12 protein-coding genes are annotated in these 18051 nt (G+C 67.3%); 11 read left to right on the top strand and 1 reads right to left on the bottom strand.

Going from position 1 to position 18051, the window contains the following annotated elements; genetic code table 11:
• Positions 1-46 precede the first annotated feature (46 nt).
• Positions 47-1204, top strand: a complete 1158-nt coding sequence (locus HOV91_RS29320; RefSeq protein WP_174188549.1) for an epoxide hydrolase family protein — start codon at positions 47-49, stop codon at positions 1202-1204.
• Here the strand turns inward: HOV91_RS29320 and HOV91_RS29315 are convergent.
• Entirely contained in the window at positions 1193-6094 is a 4902-nt protein-coding gene (locus HOV91_RS29315) for a CHAT domain-containing protein (RefSeq protein ID WP_174188548.1), read from the bottom strand. The genes HOV91_RS29320 and HOV91_RS29315 overlap by 12 nt on opposite strands.
• A gap of 151 nt (positions 6095-6245) precedes the next feature.
• Between HOV91_RS29315 and HOV91_RS29310 the strand changes: the two genes are divergently transcribed.
• The 10 genes from HOV91_RS29310 to HOV91_RS29265 all read left to right on the top strand — a co-directional run bounded on the left by HOV91_RS29310 (position 6246) and on the right by HOV91_RS29265 (position 17914).
• Positions 6246-6440 (top strand): hypothetical protein, encoded by a 195-nt coding sequence (locus HOV91_RS29310; protein ID WP_174188547.1) that lies wholly within the window; start codon positions 6246-6248, stop codon positions 6438-6440.
• Positions 6437-7168, top strand: a complete 732-nt coding sequence (locus HOV91_RS29305; protein ID WP_174188546.1) for a hypothetical protein — start codon at positions 6437-6439, stop codon at positions 7166-7168. Before HOV91_RS29310 ends, HOV91_RS29305 begins: the two co-directional genes overlap by 4 nt.
• A 673-nt stretch (positions 7169-7841) precedes the next feature.
• Positions 7842-8774, top strand: coding sequence for a hypothetical protein (locus tag HOV91_RS29300; RefSeq protein ID WP_174188545.1), 933 nt, complete (start codon positions 7842-7844; stop codon positions 8772-8774).
• 51 nt (positions 8775-8825) lie between these two features.
• Entirely contained in the window at positions 8826-9593 is a 768-nt protein-coding gene (locus HOV91_RS29295) for a vWA domain-containing protein (RefSeq protein WP_174188544.1), read from the top strand.
• Between the two features lie 17 nt (positions 9594-9610).
• Positions 9611-10480 (top strand): PP2C family serine/threonine-protein phosphatase, encoded by an 870-nt coding sequence (locus HOV91_RS29290; RefSeq protein WP_174188543.1) that lies wholly within the window; start codon positions 9611-9613, stop codon positions 10478-10480.
• Entirely contained in the window at positions 10477-11832 is a 1356-nt protein-coding gene (locus HOV91_RS29285; protein ID WP_174188542.1) for a protein kinase domain-containing protein, read from the top strand. Before HOV91_RS29290 ends, HOV91_RS29285 begins: the two co-directional genes overlap by 4 nt.
• Complete coding sequence (locus tag HOV91_RS29280) at positions 11829-12461, top strand: 4Fe-4S single cluster domain-containing protein (RefSeq protein ID WP_174188541.1); 633 nt, start codon at positions 11829-11831, stop codon at positions 12459-12461. Before HOV91_RS29285 ends, HOV91_RS29280 begins: the two co-directional genes overlap by 4 nt.
• Before the next feature lie 7 nt (positions 12462-12468).
• A complete protein-coding gene (locus HOV91_RS29275) occupies positions 12469-13716 on the top strand; it encodes an amino acid adenylation domain-containing protein (RefSeq protein WP_174188540.1) in 1248 nt (415 codons plus the stop codon).
• Complete coding sequence (locus HOV91_RS40910; RefSeq protein ID WP_174188539.1) at positions 13713-15800, top strand: AAA family ATPase; 2088 nt, start codon at positions 13713-13715, stop codon at positions 15798-15800. Before HOV91_RS29275 ends, HOV91_RS40910 begins: the two co-directional genes overlap by 4 nt.
• A gap of 341 nt (positions 15801-16141) precedes the next feature.
• Positions 16142-17914 (top strand): type IV secretory system conjugative DNA transfer family protein, encoded by a 1773-nt coding sequence (locus tag HOV91_RS29265; RefSeq protein WP_174188538.1) that lies wholly within the window; start codon positions 16142-16144, stop codon positions 17912-17914.
• Positions 17915-18051: the final 137 nt, after the last annotated feature.

Here is an 18051-nt window from a genome sequence, read left to right as displayed (position 1 = left end):
GTTCTCGTGATTCGCTCACCCCCTCTTTACCCGAAGTATCAATGCCATGACGAACACCGAGATCCGCCCATTCCGCATCGACATCTCGCAGGCCGAACTGGACGACCTGCACCTGCGCCTGACCCGCACCCGCTGGATCGATGACCTGCCCGGTGCCGGCTGGGAGCGCGGTGTGCCGACCGCCTACCTGAAAGGGCTGGCCGGGTACTGGGCCGAGCAGTTCGACTGGCGCGCCGCCGAGGCGGAGCTGAACGCCTACCCGCAGTTCACCACCACCGTCGTCGGACAGAATGTGCACTTCCTGCACGTGCGCTCGACCCGGGAGGACGCCACCCCGTTGCTGTTGCTGCACGGCTGGCCCAGTTCGGTGGCCGACTTCCGCGACGTGATCGGCCCGCTCACCGATCCCGTCGCGCACGAAGCCCCGGACGCGCCCGCCTTCCACTTGGTCATCCCCTCACTGCCCGGTCACGGTTTCTCCGGCCCGATCACCGAGCCGGGCTGGAACGACGGCCGGATCGCGGCGGCGCTCGCCGAACTCATGGGCCGCCTCGGCTACGACCGCTACGGCGTGCAGGGCGGTGACCACGGCGCCTTCATCGCCCCGGCCCTGGGGCGGATCGATTCCGGTCACGTACTCGGCGTGCACGTCAACGCGCTGGTGACCTTCCCGACCGGCGACCCCGCCGACCTGGCCGCGCTCACCGACGCGGAGCGGGCGCGGCTCGGCGCGATGAAGAAGTTCCAGGACGACGGCTCGGCCTACATGAAGGTGCAGGGCTCCCGCCCGTACACCATCGCCCAGTTGCTCGCCGATTCCCCGGCCGGCCAGCTCGGCTGGATCGTGGAGAAGTACCGCGAGTGGACCGACCGCTCCCACGACCTGCCCGAGCAGGCCGTCGACCTGGACCGCCTGCTGACCACGGTGAGCGTCTACTGGTTCACCGACACCGCCCGCAGCGTCGCGAACCTCTACTACGAACGCTTCCACGACGCGACCATGTTCGCCCCGCAGCCGAAGGGCACCGTGCCGACCGGCGTAGCGGTCTTCAAGGACGGCGACTACGCCATCCGCCGCTTCGCGGAACGGGCGCACCACATCACCCACTGGTCGGAGTTCTACTCCGGCGGGCACTTCCCGGCACTCGAGGCGCCCGGCCTGTTCGTCGGCGACCTGCGCGAATTCTTCCGCTCACTCGGCTGACGAGGTTCGCTGCTCCCACCACGGCGTCTGTGTCTGGCTCGCGATCCGTTGGTAGGTGGCCTCGCCAACGGTCCGGCGCACGATGTCGAGGAACTGCTCGTCCGGGAGCAACGCGCGGATACCGCTCATCGTGTCCATGTCGCTTCCCTCGTACTCGTCGATGTCCCTGGCCAGAACCTCCACCACTTCGGGGTATCTCTCCTGCCGCAACAGCAACTGCACCAACGTGGTCCGGGCGAAATGCCGCTCCCAATCGTGCGCGAAGGATGATCCTTCGTTGAGCGAAAGCGATCGGAGCAGCCAACTCTCGGCGGCGTCGCTCTCCTCCCGCTCGAGCGCGTCGCCGCCGAGCCTGCGCAAGCAGACCGCGCTCTCGAACGGCGACGGAGATTCCCGCGCCGCGAGTGCCAATCCCGCGCTCCAACTCCAGGATTCATCCACCTGCGCGTACCAGTCCGACAGTTCCGCGAGTCCGTCGACCAGCCTGAGCGTCATGGAGTAGTCGTCGCGCTCCGCGTTGATGACGAACGCCCGGATCGCCGCTTCCATGGCGAGGGCGGGTTCTTGCGCTTCGACGGCCAGGTCCGCGAGGTTGCCGGCGGTATCCACGGCAGCGCCCCAGTGCTCGCGCTCCATCGCGTCCTCGTGCGCCCGGTGGAAATGGTCCCACGCGTTGCCCAGGTCGCCTTCGGCATGCAGCACGCGGCCGATCAAGACATCCACCTTGTAGGGCGCGTCCAGTCTGCGCAGGCGCCGGTGGAGCAGATCGTCGAGCAGCGTTCGGGCGTCCGGCACCCGGCCGTCCTCGAGCGCCCGCGTGATCTCGTACTCCACCGCGTCCACGACGAGATCGCCTTCCCCGACGACACGAGCGAGATTCTGCATACGCTGCGCCCGTTCGGCCGTATCCGCGCTGCTCAACTCCAGTTCTTCGGAGAACTCGAGGGTGGATTGCAGCACCATGCCCGCGAGGGCGTTCGCTTGGATGCTCTCGAAGATCGCACGAGCCTGGTCGAGCTGATCTCGCACCTGGGCGAGCTCTTCCGGCGTTTCGGCTTCGTCGCCCATCCGCAGGGCGGTGAAGAACAGCAGCATGCCGCGCGAGGGCAGGTTCCCGGTCCGGTCCACGATGTCCGACAGCGCTTGCAGCGTGGACAGGAAGGCGTCGCGATCATCGCCTTCGATCGCGTTGATCGCCATGAAGCGCAGGATCTCCGCCTCGAACAGCGGACTGCCGCCCGTCGAGGCGAGCAGGTCCAGTGCCGTCTGCAAGACCCGGGCCGCCTCGAAGGTGTCGCCCTGGAAGTTGAGCTCCACTGCCGTGACGAAGAGTTTGACCGCCTGCACCGCGGGGTGGGCCGCGCTGTTGCCGTACAGCTCCGCACGGGCGACCCACTCTCCGGCGGGAACGTCGTCCGCTTCGGCGAGTGACTGCATGGCCAGGGAGAGGCAGAGAAATGCCGACAAGGTGTCGTTGCCGATCAACTCGGCCATATCCAGCGCGCGGTGATACCAGTCGGTCGCTCCGCGCAGGTCGCCGCGCTGCTTCGACAGATCTCCGAGCAGGAGCAAGCTGCGGGTTTCGGTCAGACCGTCACCGATTCGCACGGCCTGCAGCCGTGCCCGGCGCAATGTCTCCTCGGCGAGGTCGATCTTCCCGCCCACCAGCTCGATGCTTCCGGTGAGGAAGGTCGCCGCCGCTACATAGAACGGCATCTGGAAGTTGTCCGCCAGCTCGGTCGCGCGTCGGGCAGCCCGTTCCGCGTCGGCCATGTTGCCTCGCATCAAGTGCACGGACCCGAGCTGGAGTACTGCCATGAGTTCGGCTTCCGCCCCGACGATCTCGAGGAGTCCCCTCGAAGCGGGAAGGTCCGCGGATCTGGAGCCGGGTCCGTAGGCGACCATCTGGGCGAGCGACTGCAAGCGCTGCAATCCCGACGCCGATCGGCGCGAGGTGTCCGCCCTCCCGGCCAATTCCAACGCCTGACCCGCCAAACGCAGAACGCCGTCGAAATCCCCGGTCTCCCCGGCCAGTGTGCTCGCCAGCGCGTATCCGTAGGCCTGCAGGACCAGGTCTTGTTCGCCCTCGTTCCGGGCGAGGCACCGCTCGATCAGCTCGATCGCCGCCGCGTGGTCACCGGCACGCTGGAGGTAGGCGGCGACGACCAAGGAGCAGACCGCTCCGAGCACCGGATCGCCGGTCTCCCGCGCTACCTCGATCGCGCGATGCCCCTCGGCGACGGCATCCTGTGGCCTGCGCAGGATGCTGTACGCGGTACTGGCGGAGAGCAGCGCTCCGCAACGTTCCAGGGCGGGCGTGGCCGGCCGGCGAATCACCTCCCGGGTCAGCAGGATCACCTTCTGCGCGGCATCCGGGGTTCCCACGCTGAACAACGCGAGGACGAGCTCGTCCACCACCTTGGCCGCCGCGTCCGGGCCTGCGCCGCACAAGAGGTGGTAATGAATCTCGTCGACGAAGGTCGCGTCGGACAACTCGAAGTCGTCCTCGGCCATCCGCCGGTCTTCCCGCCACCGCCAGTAGTTGGCCGCGCGAAGATGCGCGCGCTGGATCCCCCGGCCGCTCGCCTCGGTGAGGAACGCCTTCACCGCGTTCGGCACCGCATACACCTGGTCGTCGCCATCCGGATCGAATCCGCTGTAGACCAGACTCCAGGTGAGCGCGGTTCGCAGCGCTCGCTCGCGCTGCTGTTCCAGCGGCGTTTCCCGGGCGCGCCCGCCTGCGGACCGCGTCATCGTGACCGGAAGCGCGTGCGGCCGCTCCGCCGCGAGCAGGACGTCATCGACCGTCTCGGGGGCGTCCTCCGCTACCTGCCAATCGAGCCCGACCCGGTCCACCGGCACCCGATAGACCGTGAGGCCGCGCACCAGTCGGCCGACCGGGTCGTTCGCGGTCCACCGTGCCGCCACTCGATCGAGTTCGCTGTCCACACCGACCTGCCGCAGTGCCAGATCCACCGCTTCGTCGACCGACACCTCGGAACTCACGAGGAGTTCCTCGATCCGCCGCAGCGCCCCGGCGTGTCCACCGACCCAGTCGATGGACGCGCGGTTTCTCGGATTGCGAGCCAGAACCTCGGAGATAGCGGGTAGGTCGAGGATGAGTTTGGCGGTCTCGGCGTTCGACAGTGGGCCGAGGAACCGCTGGTGCAGCCGCGCCAGCGATCCGGTGGCCGTGGACAGGGCCTTGCGGCTGGTGATGATCAAGCCGGCGTTTCCACCGCAGCTCGTCCAATGCTCGATGAATTCCGATGTCTCGGCATCCAGGTGGAATCCCGCGTTCGGGTCTTCGATCAGGTTCGCGTCGACACCGTCGAGCACCAACGTGATCCGTTGCCGGGAGAGGACTTTGGACTGCATGCCGCCGAGCCGCTTGCGCCAGCCGTCGGTCGGATCGTCGTCTCGGGCCCACGAGAGGAAGGATTCCCGTTGCGGTCCACTACACAATCGGCCCCAGATGGAGTCGAGGATCCGGTCGGGGGAGTGATGGTCGGTGACCAAGGCGACGTGGCCGACGTCGGCGCCGAGCAGGCGAACGGCCTCGCGAGCGAGTGCGGTCTTGCCGATTCCGCTCAGGCCGGACAACACCACCCAAGGCTCGCGCGAGGTCAGTATGCCCAGCAGTCCACGCAGTTCGGCGCGACGTCCGACGAAGTCACGGCGACCGTCCACCGTGCCGGGCCGGGCCTGTACCGCTTTCGCCAGGAGCAGGCTTCGGCGTGGACGACTCCGATCGTGTGGCGCGAATACCGTCGGTATGACCCACTCGGCGGCCAGCCGCGCGTTCGCGGGATCGTCGGCGAATCGCCGAGCGAGTTCCCGTCGCGTTCGGCAGAAGGTGTCCACCGGGTCGCCGCTGGGATCCGTCGCGACCGCGCGGTAGAACTGGTGCGCCAGCGCGGTGGAGAACCGATCCGAAACCTCGTCGGTCATGGCAACGGCGCCCGGCGCGCCGTGCGCGACCAACGAGGCGGCCAGCGCGGACGCGGAGTCCGAAGCGTCGGCGCCTGCTCGTGCCGCACGTCCGGTATGACAGGCCGACAGCATCAGGAACGGCACCGCGCCGCCTTCGGGCAGGATGCGGGCGATGACACCGTCGGCGTCGATCAGGTCGTCGTCGCCGGTCGCGGTTTCCAGACACAGGTAGCCGGGGATGCCGTGCGAGGAGATATGCAGAATGTCCGTCGGCCGCTCGGCCAAGGCCGCGCGGATCGCGTCCGCGGTGCCCCAATTGAGAATCTCGACATCGATCGCGCCGGAGTCGATCGCGGGGGACAAGGCGGCCAGTACGTGCTCCAGCTCGACTTCGTAGTTCAGCAGCGATCCCCGCCCGTTCTCCGGTGAGGCGATCGCCACCACGATTCGAAAGCGGGTGGGCCGATCCGCACCGGAGGTCTCCGCGTCCGCTACCGCCGCGGGCGGGGTGCGCGTCACGCCACGATGCACGAAGACGTCCGGCTGCAACCCCAACGGCTCGCGCGGTGTGTGTCGCTCCGTGGCGTCCGGCAGGACGAGCGCCTCCCAGGGAAGATGACTGAGGCGGGTCGATCGCGTCTCGATCGATAAATGGAATTCGTTGCCCAGCGCTGCCGCCTCGGCGAGCGCCGCCCCCAGCGCCACACCGGCCTGCCCATCCAGGAACGACTCGCCGAGCGCGATGCCGACCTCATGGATCAGGCTGGGACGGACCGCGCGCCGGGCGCGTAGCTCGGCCAATTCGGCCAGCAGCGCAGCCGCCTCGAGCGTCGGCCCGCCGACGCTGTGCCGGAAAGATTTCCCGCCCGTATCCAATCGGACGGACGAATCTTCGATACGCAGCACAGCCGTCGCCCGTGCGCCGGAATTCGCGCGGGTGCTCGACTCGACCGACATCCTGCCGCCCCCTCCGTGAATCAATTGCGGCCGAACGACATATACACCCAGCCGTGTGGCGCTGCCATGCTCTCCATCGCACGGCTCGAGATTTATGTTTCATCGGTGAAACCGGGTATCGTCGATCGCCGCGCCGTGTCACAATCTCCGAGTGCCCAATGATCCCATGGACGGTCCGGCCCAATCGGTGAGAATTATTCGCGGCCAAGTGTATTACTTGCCCGACGGGGCCGACGGGTCGGTGGATTCCAACTGGATTCCCTACGGTCAGGTTCCCGATCTCGGCCCGATCGAGGTGACGAAGTCGCTGGACGACGCATCCGGCGGCACCGAGTCCGCCAGATGACCGGCACCGACGGCGGCGCGTCCGCCGACCGATTGCCCTCGCCCCTCGACGCGATCGCCGACATGCGCGCGGTCGCCCGATGGACCGTCGGTGCGGCCGCCGCCATCGGAGCGTTGCTGATCGGCACGGCGCCGCTGGCCGCATTGGGCAGACTGCACGGGACCTGGCATATCGTCGCGGCCGTCGCGGGGCTCGCCGTCGCCCTGCTGGCCGTGTGCTGGGCGATCTGGGTGACGAGTGACGCGCTGACGCCGCCGGTCAGCACGTTGATGGACCTGGACGATCCCGCGATGACGCACCTGGCCGGGCTGGTCCGGCTCATCGCGCGCTCGCCCGAGAACTTCTTCGGCCCGAACGGAACGCGCGTAGCCGACCTGCAGCAGCAGTCCGAACTGCATCAGCGCGTCGCGGGCGAGATCGCCCGTGCGACGGCAGTCGAGGATCGGCCGCACGAGCGCGCGTTGCTGGAACTCGCGCTGCAAGACGCCAGGGCGAACATCGCCTACTACCGCGGGCTCCGCGCCAGGCTGTTGGCCCTGATCCACGCCTGGCACGTCCGGCATCTGTTGCGCAGAGCGCGCATTCACACTCTCGTCGCCGTCCTGATCGCGGGGGTCGGGGCGTGCGTGTACCTGATCGCCACCGTGGACAGTAAGCCGGCCGAACAGCCGAAACCTCGAGCCCTCGAGCAACTGGTCAGCCGGGATATCGCGGCGGCCGACGCGTAGGAGCGTCGTTCCACCCGGACGGCGAACGCTCGTCCCGCTTCGCCGATTTCATGAATCCGTGAGTTGTCGACAGGACAGCTCCCGCCACCAGCCAACCGGACGCACGGCACTCCCGCGACCTCTCGTCACCGACGTCAGGTGGCGTACGGCGAGCTGAACTCATACCGCTGAACACCTTCGAGTCGCGTCGCTCCCGTGTTTTCTTACCGGTCGGCAAGATCTGGCACGCGATCTATGGTGACGGCTCGATTCCACCCGGGATCGGGCTATTTCCTCGAATCCTCGCTCGCCCAGGCGAGTCCGAGCAAGTTCTGCGTCCGCCGATGCCGATCGTGTGCTCATTGGTGCCCGGCACGGCGTCGGCGGGTGACCGAATTGCATGCACACCGGTCGGTTGGGAAATAAATCCCCTAAGGGGAGAATCGGACTGCACGATTCTTTCCACCCCGAGGATGAATAGGTCGTTAATTGTCCGATCGTTTTCCTGGAAATTGCGAGTGTTGTGTCCGATTGGGGTAACATGGCTCATGTGCCGCTACCGCGTCGATGGGCGGCACGGTCGTTCGGGGAGATCGGATTTCAACATACTGCCCGGGATGTTTCCCGGCTTATTTCCGTGCTCGGAGCCGTCGCATGTGCGGCATCGAGCCATTCATAGTGACGAGAATTGTCGATGCAACTTATTCGCGGATTGCGCGCCGCGCGAATCCGGTGGTTCCTCTTGGCGTGGCTGGCCGTCGTTCTCCTGTTTTCCACACCCCTGCTGGTCGGCTGGATAACCACGCGCGAGCACGCCGATACGGCTTTGGTCGTCGGTCTGCGTGATGAAGGCACGCAGCTGGATATCGCGGAGCAGGTCCGCCGGGAAACGGGCTTCTCGGGACCGATCCTCGTCGTGGTGGAGGCGCCGTGTACGCCACCCGAGTGGTGCCCGCCCGCCGCCTACTACCAGTCGTTCGGCGAATGGGAGGCCGGTGACGGTTCCGTCGCGATCGGTCCGAACGGTGATCGCCTCTACTCCGTGACGATCACCCGGCGAGACTTCGGGTGGTGGCCCGCCTTCGCGACCGCGTTCCTGATACCGCCGGTATTGGCGCTCGTGTACGCCGTCGCCGAGTGGGTGCGGGTGCGCCGCGCTGGATCGGGTGCCCGCCGGACGGCTGGCGAGCGCGGGCTACCACCCGGTGGCTGGCGCGGCCCGGCCATCGATGGCCGTCCCTCGAGCGGCCCCCAACCGCGACCGACACCATGGCCGCATAATCCGCACCCGGTGAATCCGCCGCCGCAGGCGCGCGCCGTCTCGGCGGACGTACCTGCCACCCGCGCGGAACGAACCGCGGACCTACCCGTCGCACCGGTCCCGCCCGAGGCGCCGCACGTCGTCCCGGTCCACGTGGACGCATCAGGTCTTTCCGAAATAGCGCAGCTCTACGCCGTAGTCGGCACCCGGGGCACCGCCCGCACCCATATCGACGCCACGGGCGGCTATGCCGAGTTCGCCGAGTTCGTCCTATGGGTCGACAACGCCCGTCCGGATTCGGCCACCGGCGTACCGGGCGACGCGGTCCAGGTGGTGCCCTTGCCGCGCGACGGCTTCCGGCGCTGACCCGAATTTCTCTTCCATACTCTCCAACCCTTGAAGAACGAGGTTGCTGTCATGACCCAACCACCTGCCGGAATCGACGCGTTGCCGGTGCAGCCTGCGAAGAGCAGGATCCTGATCACTCTGGTCGTGGACACGTCGTATTCGATGACCGAGGAAAACCGCATCGGTGAACTGAACCAGGCCCTGGCGACGTGGCGGACCGAGCTGCTGAAGGACGATCACGTCCGCAGGCAAGGCGAAATCGCGTTGATCACCTTCGGTGAAGGCGGTGTTCAGGCGGTCGACCCGAGCGGCCGGACCGCCGGTGCGGCGGCCCAACCCTATGTTCCGGTGGCCCAGTTCAGCCCTGCGCCGCTGAAGGCCGGTGGCGTCACGCCGATGGTGCAGGCGCTGCAGTACGCGTTCGAGCTGATGGCCGCCCGCAGGCAGGAATTGCGTCTCAGCGGGCATCCGCTGAGCAGCAGGCCCATGGTGTACATGATCACGGACGGCGTTCCCACCGACAACTCCGGGCAGCGGAGCGATCAGTGGCGCGATCTCGCGCCTGCCATCCGGCAGCAGGAGAACGGCAAACACCTGCTCTTCTTCGCCCTCGGCGTAGCGGGTGCGGATCAAGAGGTCCTGGCCGGCCTCGCCCCCAACTCGTGGCGCTACCTCGCGGACGTCAGCTTCACCGAGATTCTCCGATTCGTCTCCTCCAGCATCGAGTCCGCGGCGGGAGCGTCCAGGTCGGAGCCCGCCGAGACGGTGTACGCCCGGGCCAACGAGCAGGCGACCAAGATGTCCCGGATCGATAACTGGATCCAGAATCAGGGCTGACCATGCGGAGCGAATGCATGCGAGGGGCGGGGGCGGTGTGGACCGCGGTCACGTCGACGGTGACGGGGCCGGGGCACGTGCGAAGCGGACTGCCCAATCAGGACAGGAAATTGGTCCGTTCGATTAATCCGCGGTGTTGCCTGTTCGCGGTCGCGGACGGTGCGGGTTCGTACCGCCGTTCCGACCAGGGCGCGGAACTTGCCGTCGGTGCGGCGTGGGACGCGGCCGAGCACGTTTTCGGTGCGGGGATGCCGAACGGACTCGGTGGCTGGTCCGCAGCGCTGCGTGACTTCCAATCCGAGTGCCTGGAGCGTTTCGATCGCGGCGTGTTCGAACTGACGCGTCGGGTTCTCGCCGAGCATCCGGACGAGCCGGAGACGGAGATCCGAGCGTCTTTCGCGACGACTTTGCTGGCGGTGGTCGCGCAGCCGCCCTACTTCCTGTACGTCAGTGTCGGGGACTGCTTTCTGGTGGTCCACCGTGATCCGGGTGGGCCGCGGCTCGTCGTGACGGCTAGTCCACGCGAAAATGTCGGCGCGACAACGTTTCTCACCTCGGGAAACCGAAATCAGCACATCCAGAGCCACGTGATCGTGGATGACCGCATCACCGCGATGGCCGTGTGTTCCGACGGGCTGGCGGAGGGAATGCTCACGGTGGCCGGCACACCGAACGGCGACCTGCACTACCAGGCGCCACCGGAATTCCGGAAATACTTCGACTATTTCGGCCGGCACGCAGCAGCCGACGGCGAGCTGGAGGCATATCTGAAGTCAGCGCAGTTCGCCGCTACCTCCACCGACGACAAGACAGTCGTGCTGGCCGTGCGGCGGTCGGCCCCCGCGCAGCAGGTCGAAGTGCACGACGACGCGCAGGTGGGACAGTGAGCTTCTTCATTCCCGGCGGGCGCCGGATCACGCTGCAGCCGAACAACTTCGGCGGTGGCGCCGAGGGCCTCGTCTACGGGCTCGACGGTACCTCGGACCTGTGCGCCAAGATCTACCTCGATCAAGGTGACCCCACCAGGGCGCGCAAGCTCGCCGCCCTGCGCCGGACGATCCCGGCGACCTGGGAAGGTGACAACGCCGAGCACCTGCACGTGGCTTGGCCTCGCGAGGTGCTGCACGACGACGCGGGCGCTACCGCGGGATTCCTGATGCCGCTGGTCCACGGTAAGTCGCTGACCACGTTGTTCGACCCCGGCCAGCGGATCGAGGCCGTCGACGAACCCACCTGGCGGGTGCTGGTCGCGGTGGCGGCCAGGGCCGCGCGGCTACTGGCGATGCTGCACGCGGTGGGAATCGTCGTCGGCGACGTGAGCCCGACGAACATGTTGGTGTCCAGGTCGGGCCACGTCACGCTGATCGATTGTGACGCCGTGCAGTTCACCGATCCACGCAGCGGTGAACTGTTCCGGTGTACGAAGGTCACCCCGGAGTACGCACCGCCCATGGCGGCGAACGGGCAGACGCTCACACCGAGCCACGACAACTTCGGTCTCGCGGTGCTGGTGTGCCAGTTGCTGATGGAAGGCGACCATCCCTTCGAAGGCGTGCCGGTCGACCCGGATACGCCGGATTTCGCCGCCGCCGAGAATATTCAGCAGCAGAACAACCGCCTTCTCTTCCCGGAGCGGTTCGTCACCGTGCCCGGCGCCGCACCGGTGGAACTGCTGCCGCCCGAGGTGCGGGAGCTGGCCATGGCCTGCTTCGGCAGCGGCCACCGGGACCCCACGGCGCGTCCGACCGCACAGGCGTGGGCGGATGCCCTCGATCGAGCGGGTTTCCAGCTGATGGGATGCCGGGAGAATCAGCGGCACGTGTACCACAGCTCGCTGTCGGAATGCGTCTGGTGCGGCATCAGCCGGGCCGGTTTCGGGGAGCACTATCCGGCGACGGGACTTCCGAAGATCGTCATCGCGCCCCCCGCTGCGCAACCGGCCGGTTCGGCAACGCAACGCAAACCGGCCAGTTCGGCGACGCAACGCAAACCGGCCGGTTCGGCGACGCAGCGCAAGCCGGCCGGTTCGGCAACGCAACGCAAGCCGGTCGGTATCGTCCCGTCCACGACTCCGCCCGGCCCGCGCCCGGCCCCGCCGACGACCACCAGACCGACTCCCCGGCAACCCGTGCCTTCGACGTCGAGTTCGGCTCCCGCGTTCTTGGGCCTGGTCGCGAGGGTGATGCTCGTCGGTCTGGCGATCATCCTCGTCGTCATCGCGATCGCGTCGTTCCGATGAGCGCCGCCGAGTTCGTCGTGGTCGCCGAGACCCACCCCGCGTGCCGCACGCTCGGACCGGGAACACGTTTCGTGGTTTGGGTGCAGGGTTGCCCCCTGTCTTGTCCGGGGTGCGTGAGCCCGCAGTGGATACCGTTCGAGGGCGGTACACGCGTGCCCGTGGCCGATCTCGCCGCCGACATCGTCGCCTCCGCGGCCGACGGGCTGACGCTCTCGGGCGGCGAGCCGTTCGCCCAAGCGGCGGCACTGGCCGCGCTGATCCGGGCGGTGCGCCGGGAACGTGACCTGTCGGTCCTGTGCTTCACCGGCTTCACCTTGCGGCACCTCCGCAACAGGGGAGACAGTGCCGTCGACGAGTTGCTGAGTCGAGTCGATCTGCTGGTCGACGGACCATACGTGGCGGCTCGGCACGGGGATCTGCGCTGGCGCGGGTCCGCGAATCAGCGGATCCGCCAGCTGACCGCACGTCACGCGGCCGAGCTGGACGAACCCGACCGCAGTGCCGGGTTGCAGATCGAGGTCCTCGGTGACGGGACCGTCCAGTGGCTCGGGGTGCCCGCGGTCGCGGACTTCCGTAGCCGATTCGAACAAGCGCTGCGGATGGCGCCGTTGCGAGAAGAAAGCGAGTGAGAGCCCGGTGAGCAGGTCGCCGAAATACAGCAAGGTCACGGCGGATGCCGAACGGCAGCGTCGGCTGGAACGCGAACGACAGGAGCGCGAACGCGCGCGACAGGCCGAGCAGGCGCGACGGGCCAAGGAGGCGTTGGACGCGGCACGGGCCGAGACGGCACGGCGGCTGGCGACGCTGGCCGCCGCCTGTGCGGCATTGGCGGAGGAACCCGGGGCGGAAGCGTCGGATGTCGCGCCGGTGACTGCCGCACTGGACAGTGCGCGGTCACTCCTGGACGACGCGACCACGATGAAAAAGCTCGGCAAGGCCGATCGTGCGGTCACCGCTGCCGAAGTACTGCGTGCCTCCGTGTCCACGGAAATCCTCCAGCGCGGTAGACGGACTGGCGCCGAGCAGGTGGCGTCGTTGCAGGCAATACTGGCGCAGAACGATATTCGGCAGCGTCAGCGGTTCGACTCGGACGGTGCGACGCGCAGCGCGGCAGCCGTCGCCGAACTGAGTGGATTTCTGCGGCGTGACGACCTTGCCTCGTTCCTCGCGGCAGCCCCCACGGCCATCGCCACGGTGCGGGCCCACCATTCGGCGGTCACCGAGCGGGCGGCCGCGCACGCGGAACAGGTTCGCGCCGCCAGCGCCACCGAACATCAATTGGCCGGACGCATCCGCGCCCTCGCGCAGGAGGCAGCCGCGGCGCAGGTCTCGTCACAGGACATCGCGATGGCGGGGGAGGCGCTGGCGGAAGTCCGGGCGTATCTGGACCGGGATGAACCCGACCGGGCCGCCGAACTCGCCGATCGGTTGACGGGGCGTCTCGCGGCGGTCGAGCGCGACCTCGATGCCGCCATCGAACGCTTCACCGAGCGCCGCGAGATGCTCGGCGCGATCCTCGAGGCGCTACCCGGACTCGGCTTCGCCGTCGATTCCTCGTCACTGGAGTCGGGGGCCGACGGCAGTGTGGCGCTGCGTGCCCAGCCTCGCCGTGGCGATCCGCTGCTCGTGGTCGTGCACGACGACGAGCACCGGGAACATCGCGTCGATTACATCCGGGAGGGAGCCGACGAGGCGATCGCGCTGGACGGCCGTTCCTGCGGGAGCCTGCGCGATCTGGCGGAGGCGCTCAATTCGTCGTTGCGGCACAACGGTTTCGAGACCGGTGCGGTGTCCTGGGACGACGATGGGTCGCCTCGGCCGCCGGGCGCGGCGCGGCGCGGGGCGGCCACGGAGAACACGCGGCAGTCGGGATGGTCGTCGTGACCGCGCAGACGCAACCGGTGGCGACCTGGTTCGCCCGGATCTATCACGAGGTCTGTCGTGGTCGTCATCTGGTCTTGCACGGAAACGTGGACGACCTCGTGCTCTGGGACGACGACTTCCACCCGGTCGACATCGCTTTCCCCAGCTTTCTGGGCTGGGCGGGTTACACCGCGACCACGCGCTACGACCTGGTCGACGGGTTGTCCTACGCCGACGAGACCAGCAGGAGTTTCGTCAACTCGCGCCTGGACACCGCACCGGCGCCGCCACCACCGGCTGCTCCGGACGCGACCGAGGACTCCGCGCGCGGCCGCCGGATCACCGCCGCCGAGCAACAACTGCGCGCCCGCGCGGATTCGACCGCGGGGCCCGCGATCCGCACCCCGGCCGATCTGCTCGCCGCCACCAGATCGCTGCTCGTTCAGCGCAACCGCGCCTGCGCGGTGATCATCGATCAGGCCGACCTCATCTTCGGACGGGAAGCGGCCGCTGAGGAGGGCTATCAGCTGAACTTGGCCTGGTTGCGGAAAATGCTCACCGAAGAGCACCACGCTCCCGGCGCCAGGGACGGTCAACTGCGCAACATCCTGGTTCTCCTGGCCAAACGCGTGGGCACACTGCCGGATTGGGTGCACCTGGGCAATCCCCATGTCGCGACTTTCGAGATCCCGCCGCCCACCGCCGCGGAGCGGATGATCTTCCTGCGCCGGAATATCGGTACCTATTACAGTGACGCGGTCCTCGATCCCGGTCGAGCCGACGCCGCCGCCAAGTCGCTGACCAGCCTCACCGACGGCATGACGCTGCGCGATATCGCGGCGTTGGGCCCGACATCGCACCTGGCCAGGATCGCCCCGACCGCGCCGCGCCGGCTCGTGATGCGCCACCGCTTCGGCGTGCGCGACGACCCGTGGGAGCAGCTCGACAGTGCGAAGATCCTGAACGCGGAGCAGATTCTCGCCGACCGCGTGATGGGGCAGGACGCCGCCGTGCGTGCGGTGGCGGACATGCTGGTCGACGCGCGCATCGGCATCGATTTCGTCGCCGACCCGGACGGCCCTGCCGCCCGCCCGAAGGGAGTGTTCTTCTTCGTCGGCCCGACCGGGGTCGGCAAGACCGAATTGGCGAAGGCGATCGCGCAACTGGTGTTCGACGACGAGACCGCGCTGCGTCGATTCGACATGAGCGAGTTCAGTCAAGACCACGCCAGCGAGCGCCTCACCGGCGCCCCACCCGGCTACATCGGTCACGAGAACGGCGGCGCGCTGACCAACTGGATCATCGAAAGGCCCTTCAGCGTGGTGCTCTTCGACGAGATCGAGAAGGCGAACCCCCGGATCTTCGACAAGTTCTTGCAGATCATCGATGACGGTAGGCTCACCGACGGGCAGGGGCGCACGGCCTACTTCTCCCAATCGGTGGTGATCTTCACCTCGAATCTGGGCGCCGACACCTTGAACGGGCCGGGCGCGGGCGACAAGAGCCCGATCAGAAAGAGTCTGCTCGGGCAGAGTTCCCTGAGGCAGGGCGCTCTGAGCCAGAGTTCGCTCGGACCGAATCCCCTCGGGCAGGGTTCCGCGGCCCAGAGCCCCCTGGCACCGAGATCCCTCGGCGAGGATTTCGCGCGGCAGAGCGGCCAGCCGACGTCCCAACGGACATACGACGAGGTCCGGCTGCATTTCGAAAACGCCGTAGCCGACTACATGTCCACCAAGCTCGGACGCCCCGAACTGCTCGGAAGACTCGGCGGCGGGATAGTGGTCTTCGACATCCTGCGACCCGAGGTGATCGGTTCGATCGTCGCGAAGTTCCTCCGTCAACTCGCCGCCTCCGCCGCCAGTCGTGGTTATCAGGTGGTCTTCGACCAAGCGTCGATCACGAAGGCGGTGACGGAGGAACTGGCCCGTGTCGGCTCCACGCTGGGAGCGAGGCAGATTCGAAACCCACTGCTGGAACAGTGGCTTCGCCATCCACTCAACCGGTGGATCATCAAGAACAATCCCGCGCCCGGGACCCGCATCCGCGTGGGCGACGGTACCGGAGGGCCACCGTTCGTCGTGGAAGCGATCGGGGAGGAAGGCTGATCATGTATTTGGCCACCATCAGCAACGCGCGTCGGAAGGTGACGTAGCGACCGCAGAGACCCAGGCCGACTCCACCAGTTGCCTCTCGCGGACGACCGATTGCGATCACACGCGATCGCTGCCGCACCAAGCGGCGAATCCCCGCACGCTCTCGTTGCTCCTTGCGTCGTGGCGGGCGAGGACGCGGATGGTCTCGTGGACCATGGGGTGATAACGAGTTTGGGTCGGTGCGATCTCCTTGGCTCGGCGCACGGAGGTAAGGGCTTTGGTGCGGTCGCCATGAAGCAGGTATCCACGGGCGAGGTTTTGATGTCGGAGCGGCTTTCGTGAAGGGGTGGGGTATGACGAAGGTGAAGAGGGAACAGACCTTTGAGGTGACGCTCGTCGTCCGGGTGTTCCTCTGGATCGTTCTCGCGGCTGCGATCGTTGTCGTCGCGATGCACGTGGGGAACGCGCGGTCGGCAGCCCCCCAAGATGTTCCCGCGAATCCGATCGCCGCGATCGTGCAGCTGGTCCGAGGAGAGCTGCGGTGGCCGCCTGCCGCCACGATGACGCTGATCATCGAGGGCACGATCATCGCTCTCGGCTGGATCGCGCTGATTTCGCTCCGCGAGCTCCGTGCGCGCGCCGGGCAAGCTGTCGACGACAAGGCCCGGTTCATGGCAACAGGCAAGGCGCTCGCACCGCTCACGACGGCTGGGGCGCGAGAGAAGGCCAACTCGCTCGGGATACGGCTCGGAAGTGACGACGAGCCCGGTGTATTCATCGGCACCTCGGTTGTGGGCGCTGAGCGGCTTTACGGATCGTATGACGATCTGTATTTGGATGTCTGGGGTCCGCGGCAAGGCAAGTCGACTTGCAGGGCTGTCCCCGCGATCGTAGGTGCCATCGGCCCGGTGATCGCGACGTCGAATAATCGCGACATCGTGGATGCGACCCGGCACGTTCGCGCGACGAAGGGAAGCACGATCTGGGTGTTCGATCCCGACGGGGTGGCGGGCGAGGCGCCGGATTGGTTCTGGGACCCGATCGCCTGGGTCGGCGGCGATGACCTCCGTGCTGCGCACCTGGCCCGTCACTTCGCCGACGCGGACAAACGCACCGACGCGCACGACTACTTCGAGATCGAGGGCGAGGAGCTACTGGCCGCACTGTTACTGGCCGCGTCGGTCGAGCGCCGTTCGATCCTGCAAGTATGGGAGTGGGTGACGTATCCCCAGGACACCGAACCGCTCGAGCTGCTCCGCAAGCATCAGCGTTCCTTCGCGGCGGCGGGACTCGCGGCGGTGTACAACATGGACATACGCCAGCAGAACGGCATCTTCGGCACCGCCAAGAAGATGGTGCGCTGCCTCAAATTCACCAGTATTCATCCGTGGATCACCCCGGACTCCGACAGGCAGGCGTTCGATGAGGCAGAGTTCATCGATACCCGGGGCACGTTATACGCCTTGTCGGCAGAAGGGCGAGGCGTAGCAGCGCCATTGGTCAGCGCCTTCATCGAAGCGGTGCTGGATGTCGCGGCATCGCGGTGCGGGAAGGGCGTTCCGTCGCTGGCGGTTCTGGACGATGCCGCGAACGTGGTCCGCTGGCGCGACTTTCCGCAGCGGTGCAGCCATTACGGCTCCCGCGGGGTCACCGTGATGACGATGCTGCAGTCCTGGGCGCAAGGAGTCCGGTGCTGGGGACACGACGGAATGAAAGAGCTGTGGTCCGCCGCGACGATCAAGTCGGTGGGCAGCGGAGTCGATGATGTTCCCTTCCTGCGAGAGCGGGTGAACGGAATCGGCGATCACGATGTCGAGTCACGATCGGTCAAGGTGTCGACCCGCGGTATCGGCTATTCGAAGTCGATCACCTCGACGAGCACGCTCGGGGTGTCGGACCTGCGGTCGCTACCGAGGCGCAGGGCAGTGCTGTTCGCATCCGGCACACCACCGGTGCTGATCGAGACCGAACCATGGTGGGAGGGGCCGCACGCCGACGAGGTGCGGGCATCCCTCGGTCGCTACGGGATCCGGAGCATGCGGGATCTGATATCCCGGGCACCCGGCCAGGTGCACGACGGCCGCGTCGACGCGAATGTGCTGCCGTCGGATGGCGATTCGATGTGATGCTGTCCTGTCGCGGTGGTGGTACTTTGAACGCCGAACCGGCCGGGCGCGCGGTTCTGTGACCACGATGGTCGATCAGGCGCGGCGTTCGGCATCGTTTTCGTACTGTTCGACGGACCGGTTGCCGAGAGTCGGGC

Source organism: Nocardia barduliensis, assembly GCF_013315795.1.
GTDB classification, from domain to species: domain Bacteria; phylum Actinomycetota; class Actinomycetes; order Mycobacteriales; family Mycobacteriaceae; genus Nocardia; species Nocardia barduliensis.
Note: the sequence above shows the minus strand (reverse complement) of the source record. Positions and strands in the feature narration are given on the sequence as shown.

Excerpts from the sequence above, each read along its gene's own strand:
- HOV91_RS29320 (WP_174188549.1), top strand. The coding sequence starts at position 47 with ATGACGAACACCGAGATCCGCCCATTCCGCATCGACATCTCGCAGGCC.
- HOV91_RS29315 (WP_174188548.1), bottom strand. The coding sequence starts at position 6,094 with ATGTCGGTCGAGTCGAGCACCCGCGCGAATTCCGGCGCACGGGCGACG.
- HOV91_RS29305 (WP_174188546.1), top strand. The coding sequence starts at position 6,437 with ATGACCGGCACCGACGGCGGCGCGTCCGCCGACCGATTGCCCTCGCCC.
- HOV91_RS29300 (WP_174188545.1), top strand. The coding sequence starts at position 7,842 with ATGCAACTTATTCGCGGATTGCGCGCCGCGCGAATCCGGTGGTTCCTC.
- HOV91_RS29295 (WP_174188544.1), top strand. The coding sequence starts at position 8,826 with ATGACCCAACCACCTGCCGGAATCGACGCGTTGCCGGTGCAGCCTGCG.
- HOV91_RS29290 (WP_174188543.1), top strand. The coding sequence starts at position 9,611 with ATGCGAGGGGCGGGGGCGGTGTGGACCGCGGTCACGTCGACGGTGACG.
- HOV91_RS29280 (WP_174188541.1), top strand. The coding sequence starts at position 11,829 with ATGAGCGCCGCCGAGTTCGTCGTGGTCGCCGAGACCCACCCCGCGTGC.
- HOV91_RS29265 (WP_174188538.1), top strand. The coding sequence starts at position 16,142 with ATGACGAAGGTGAAGAGGGAACAGACCTTTGAGGTGACGCTCGTCGTC.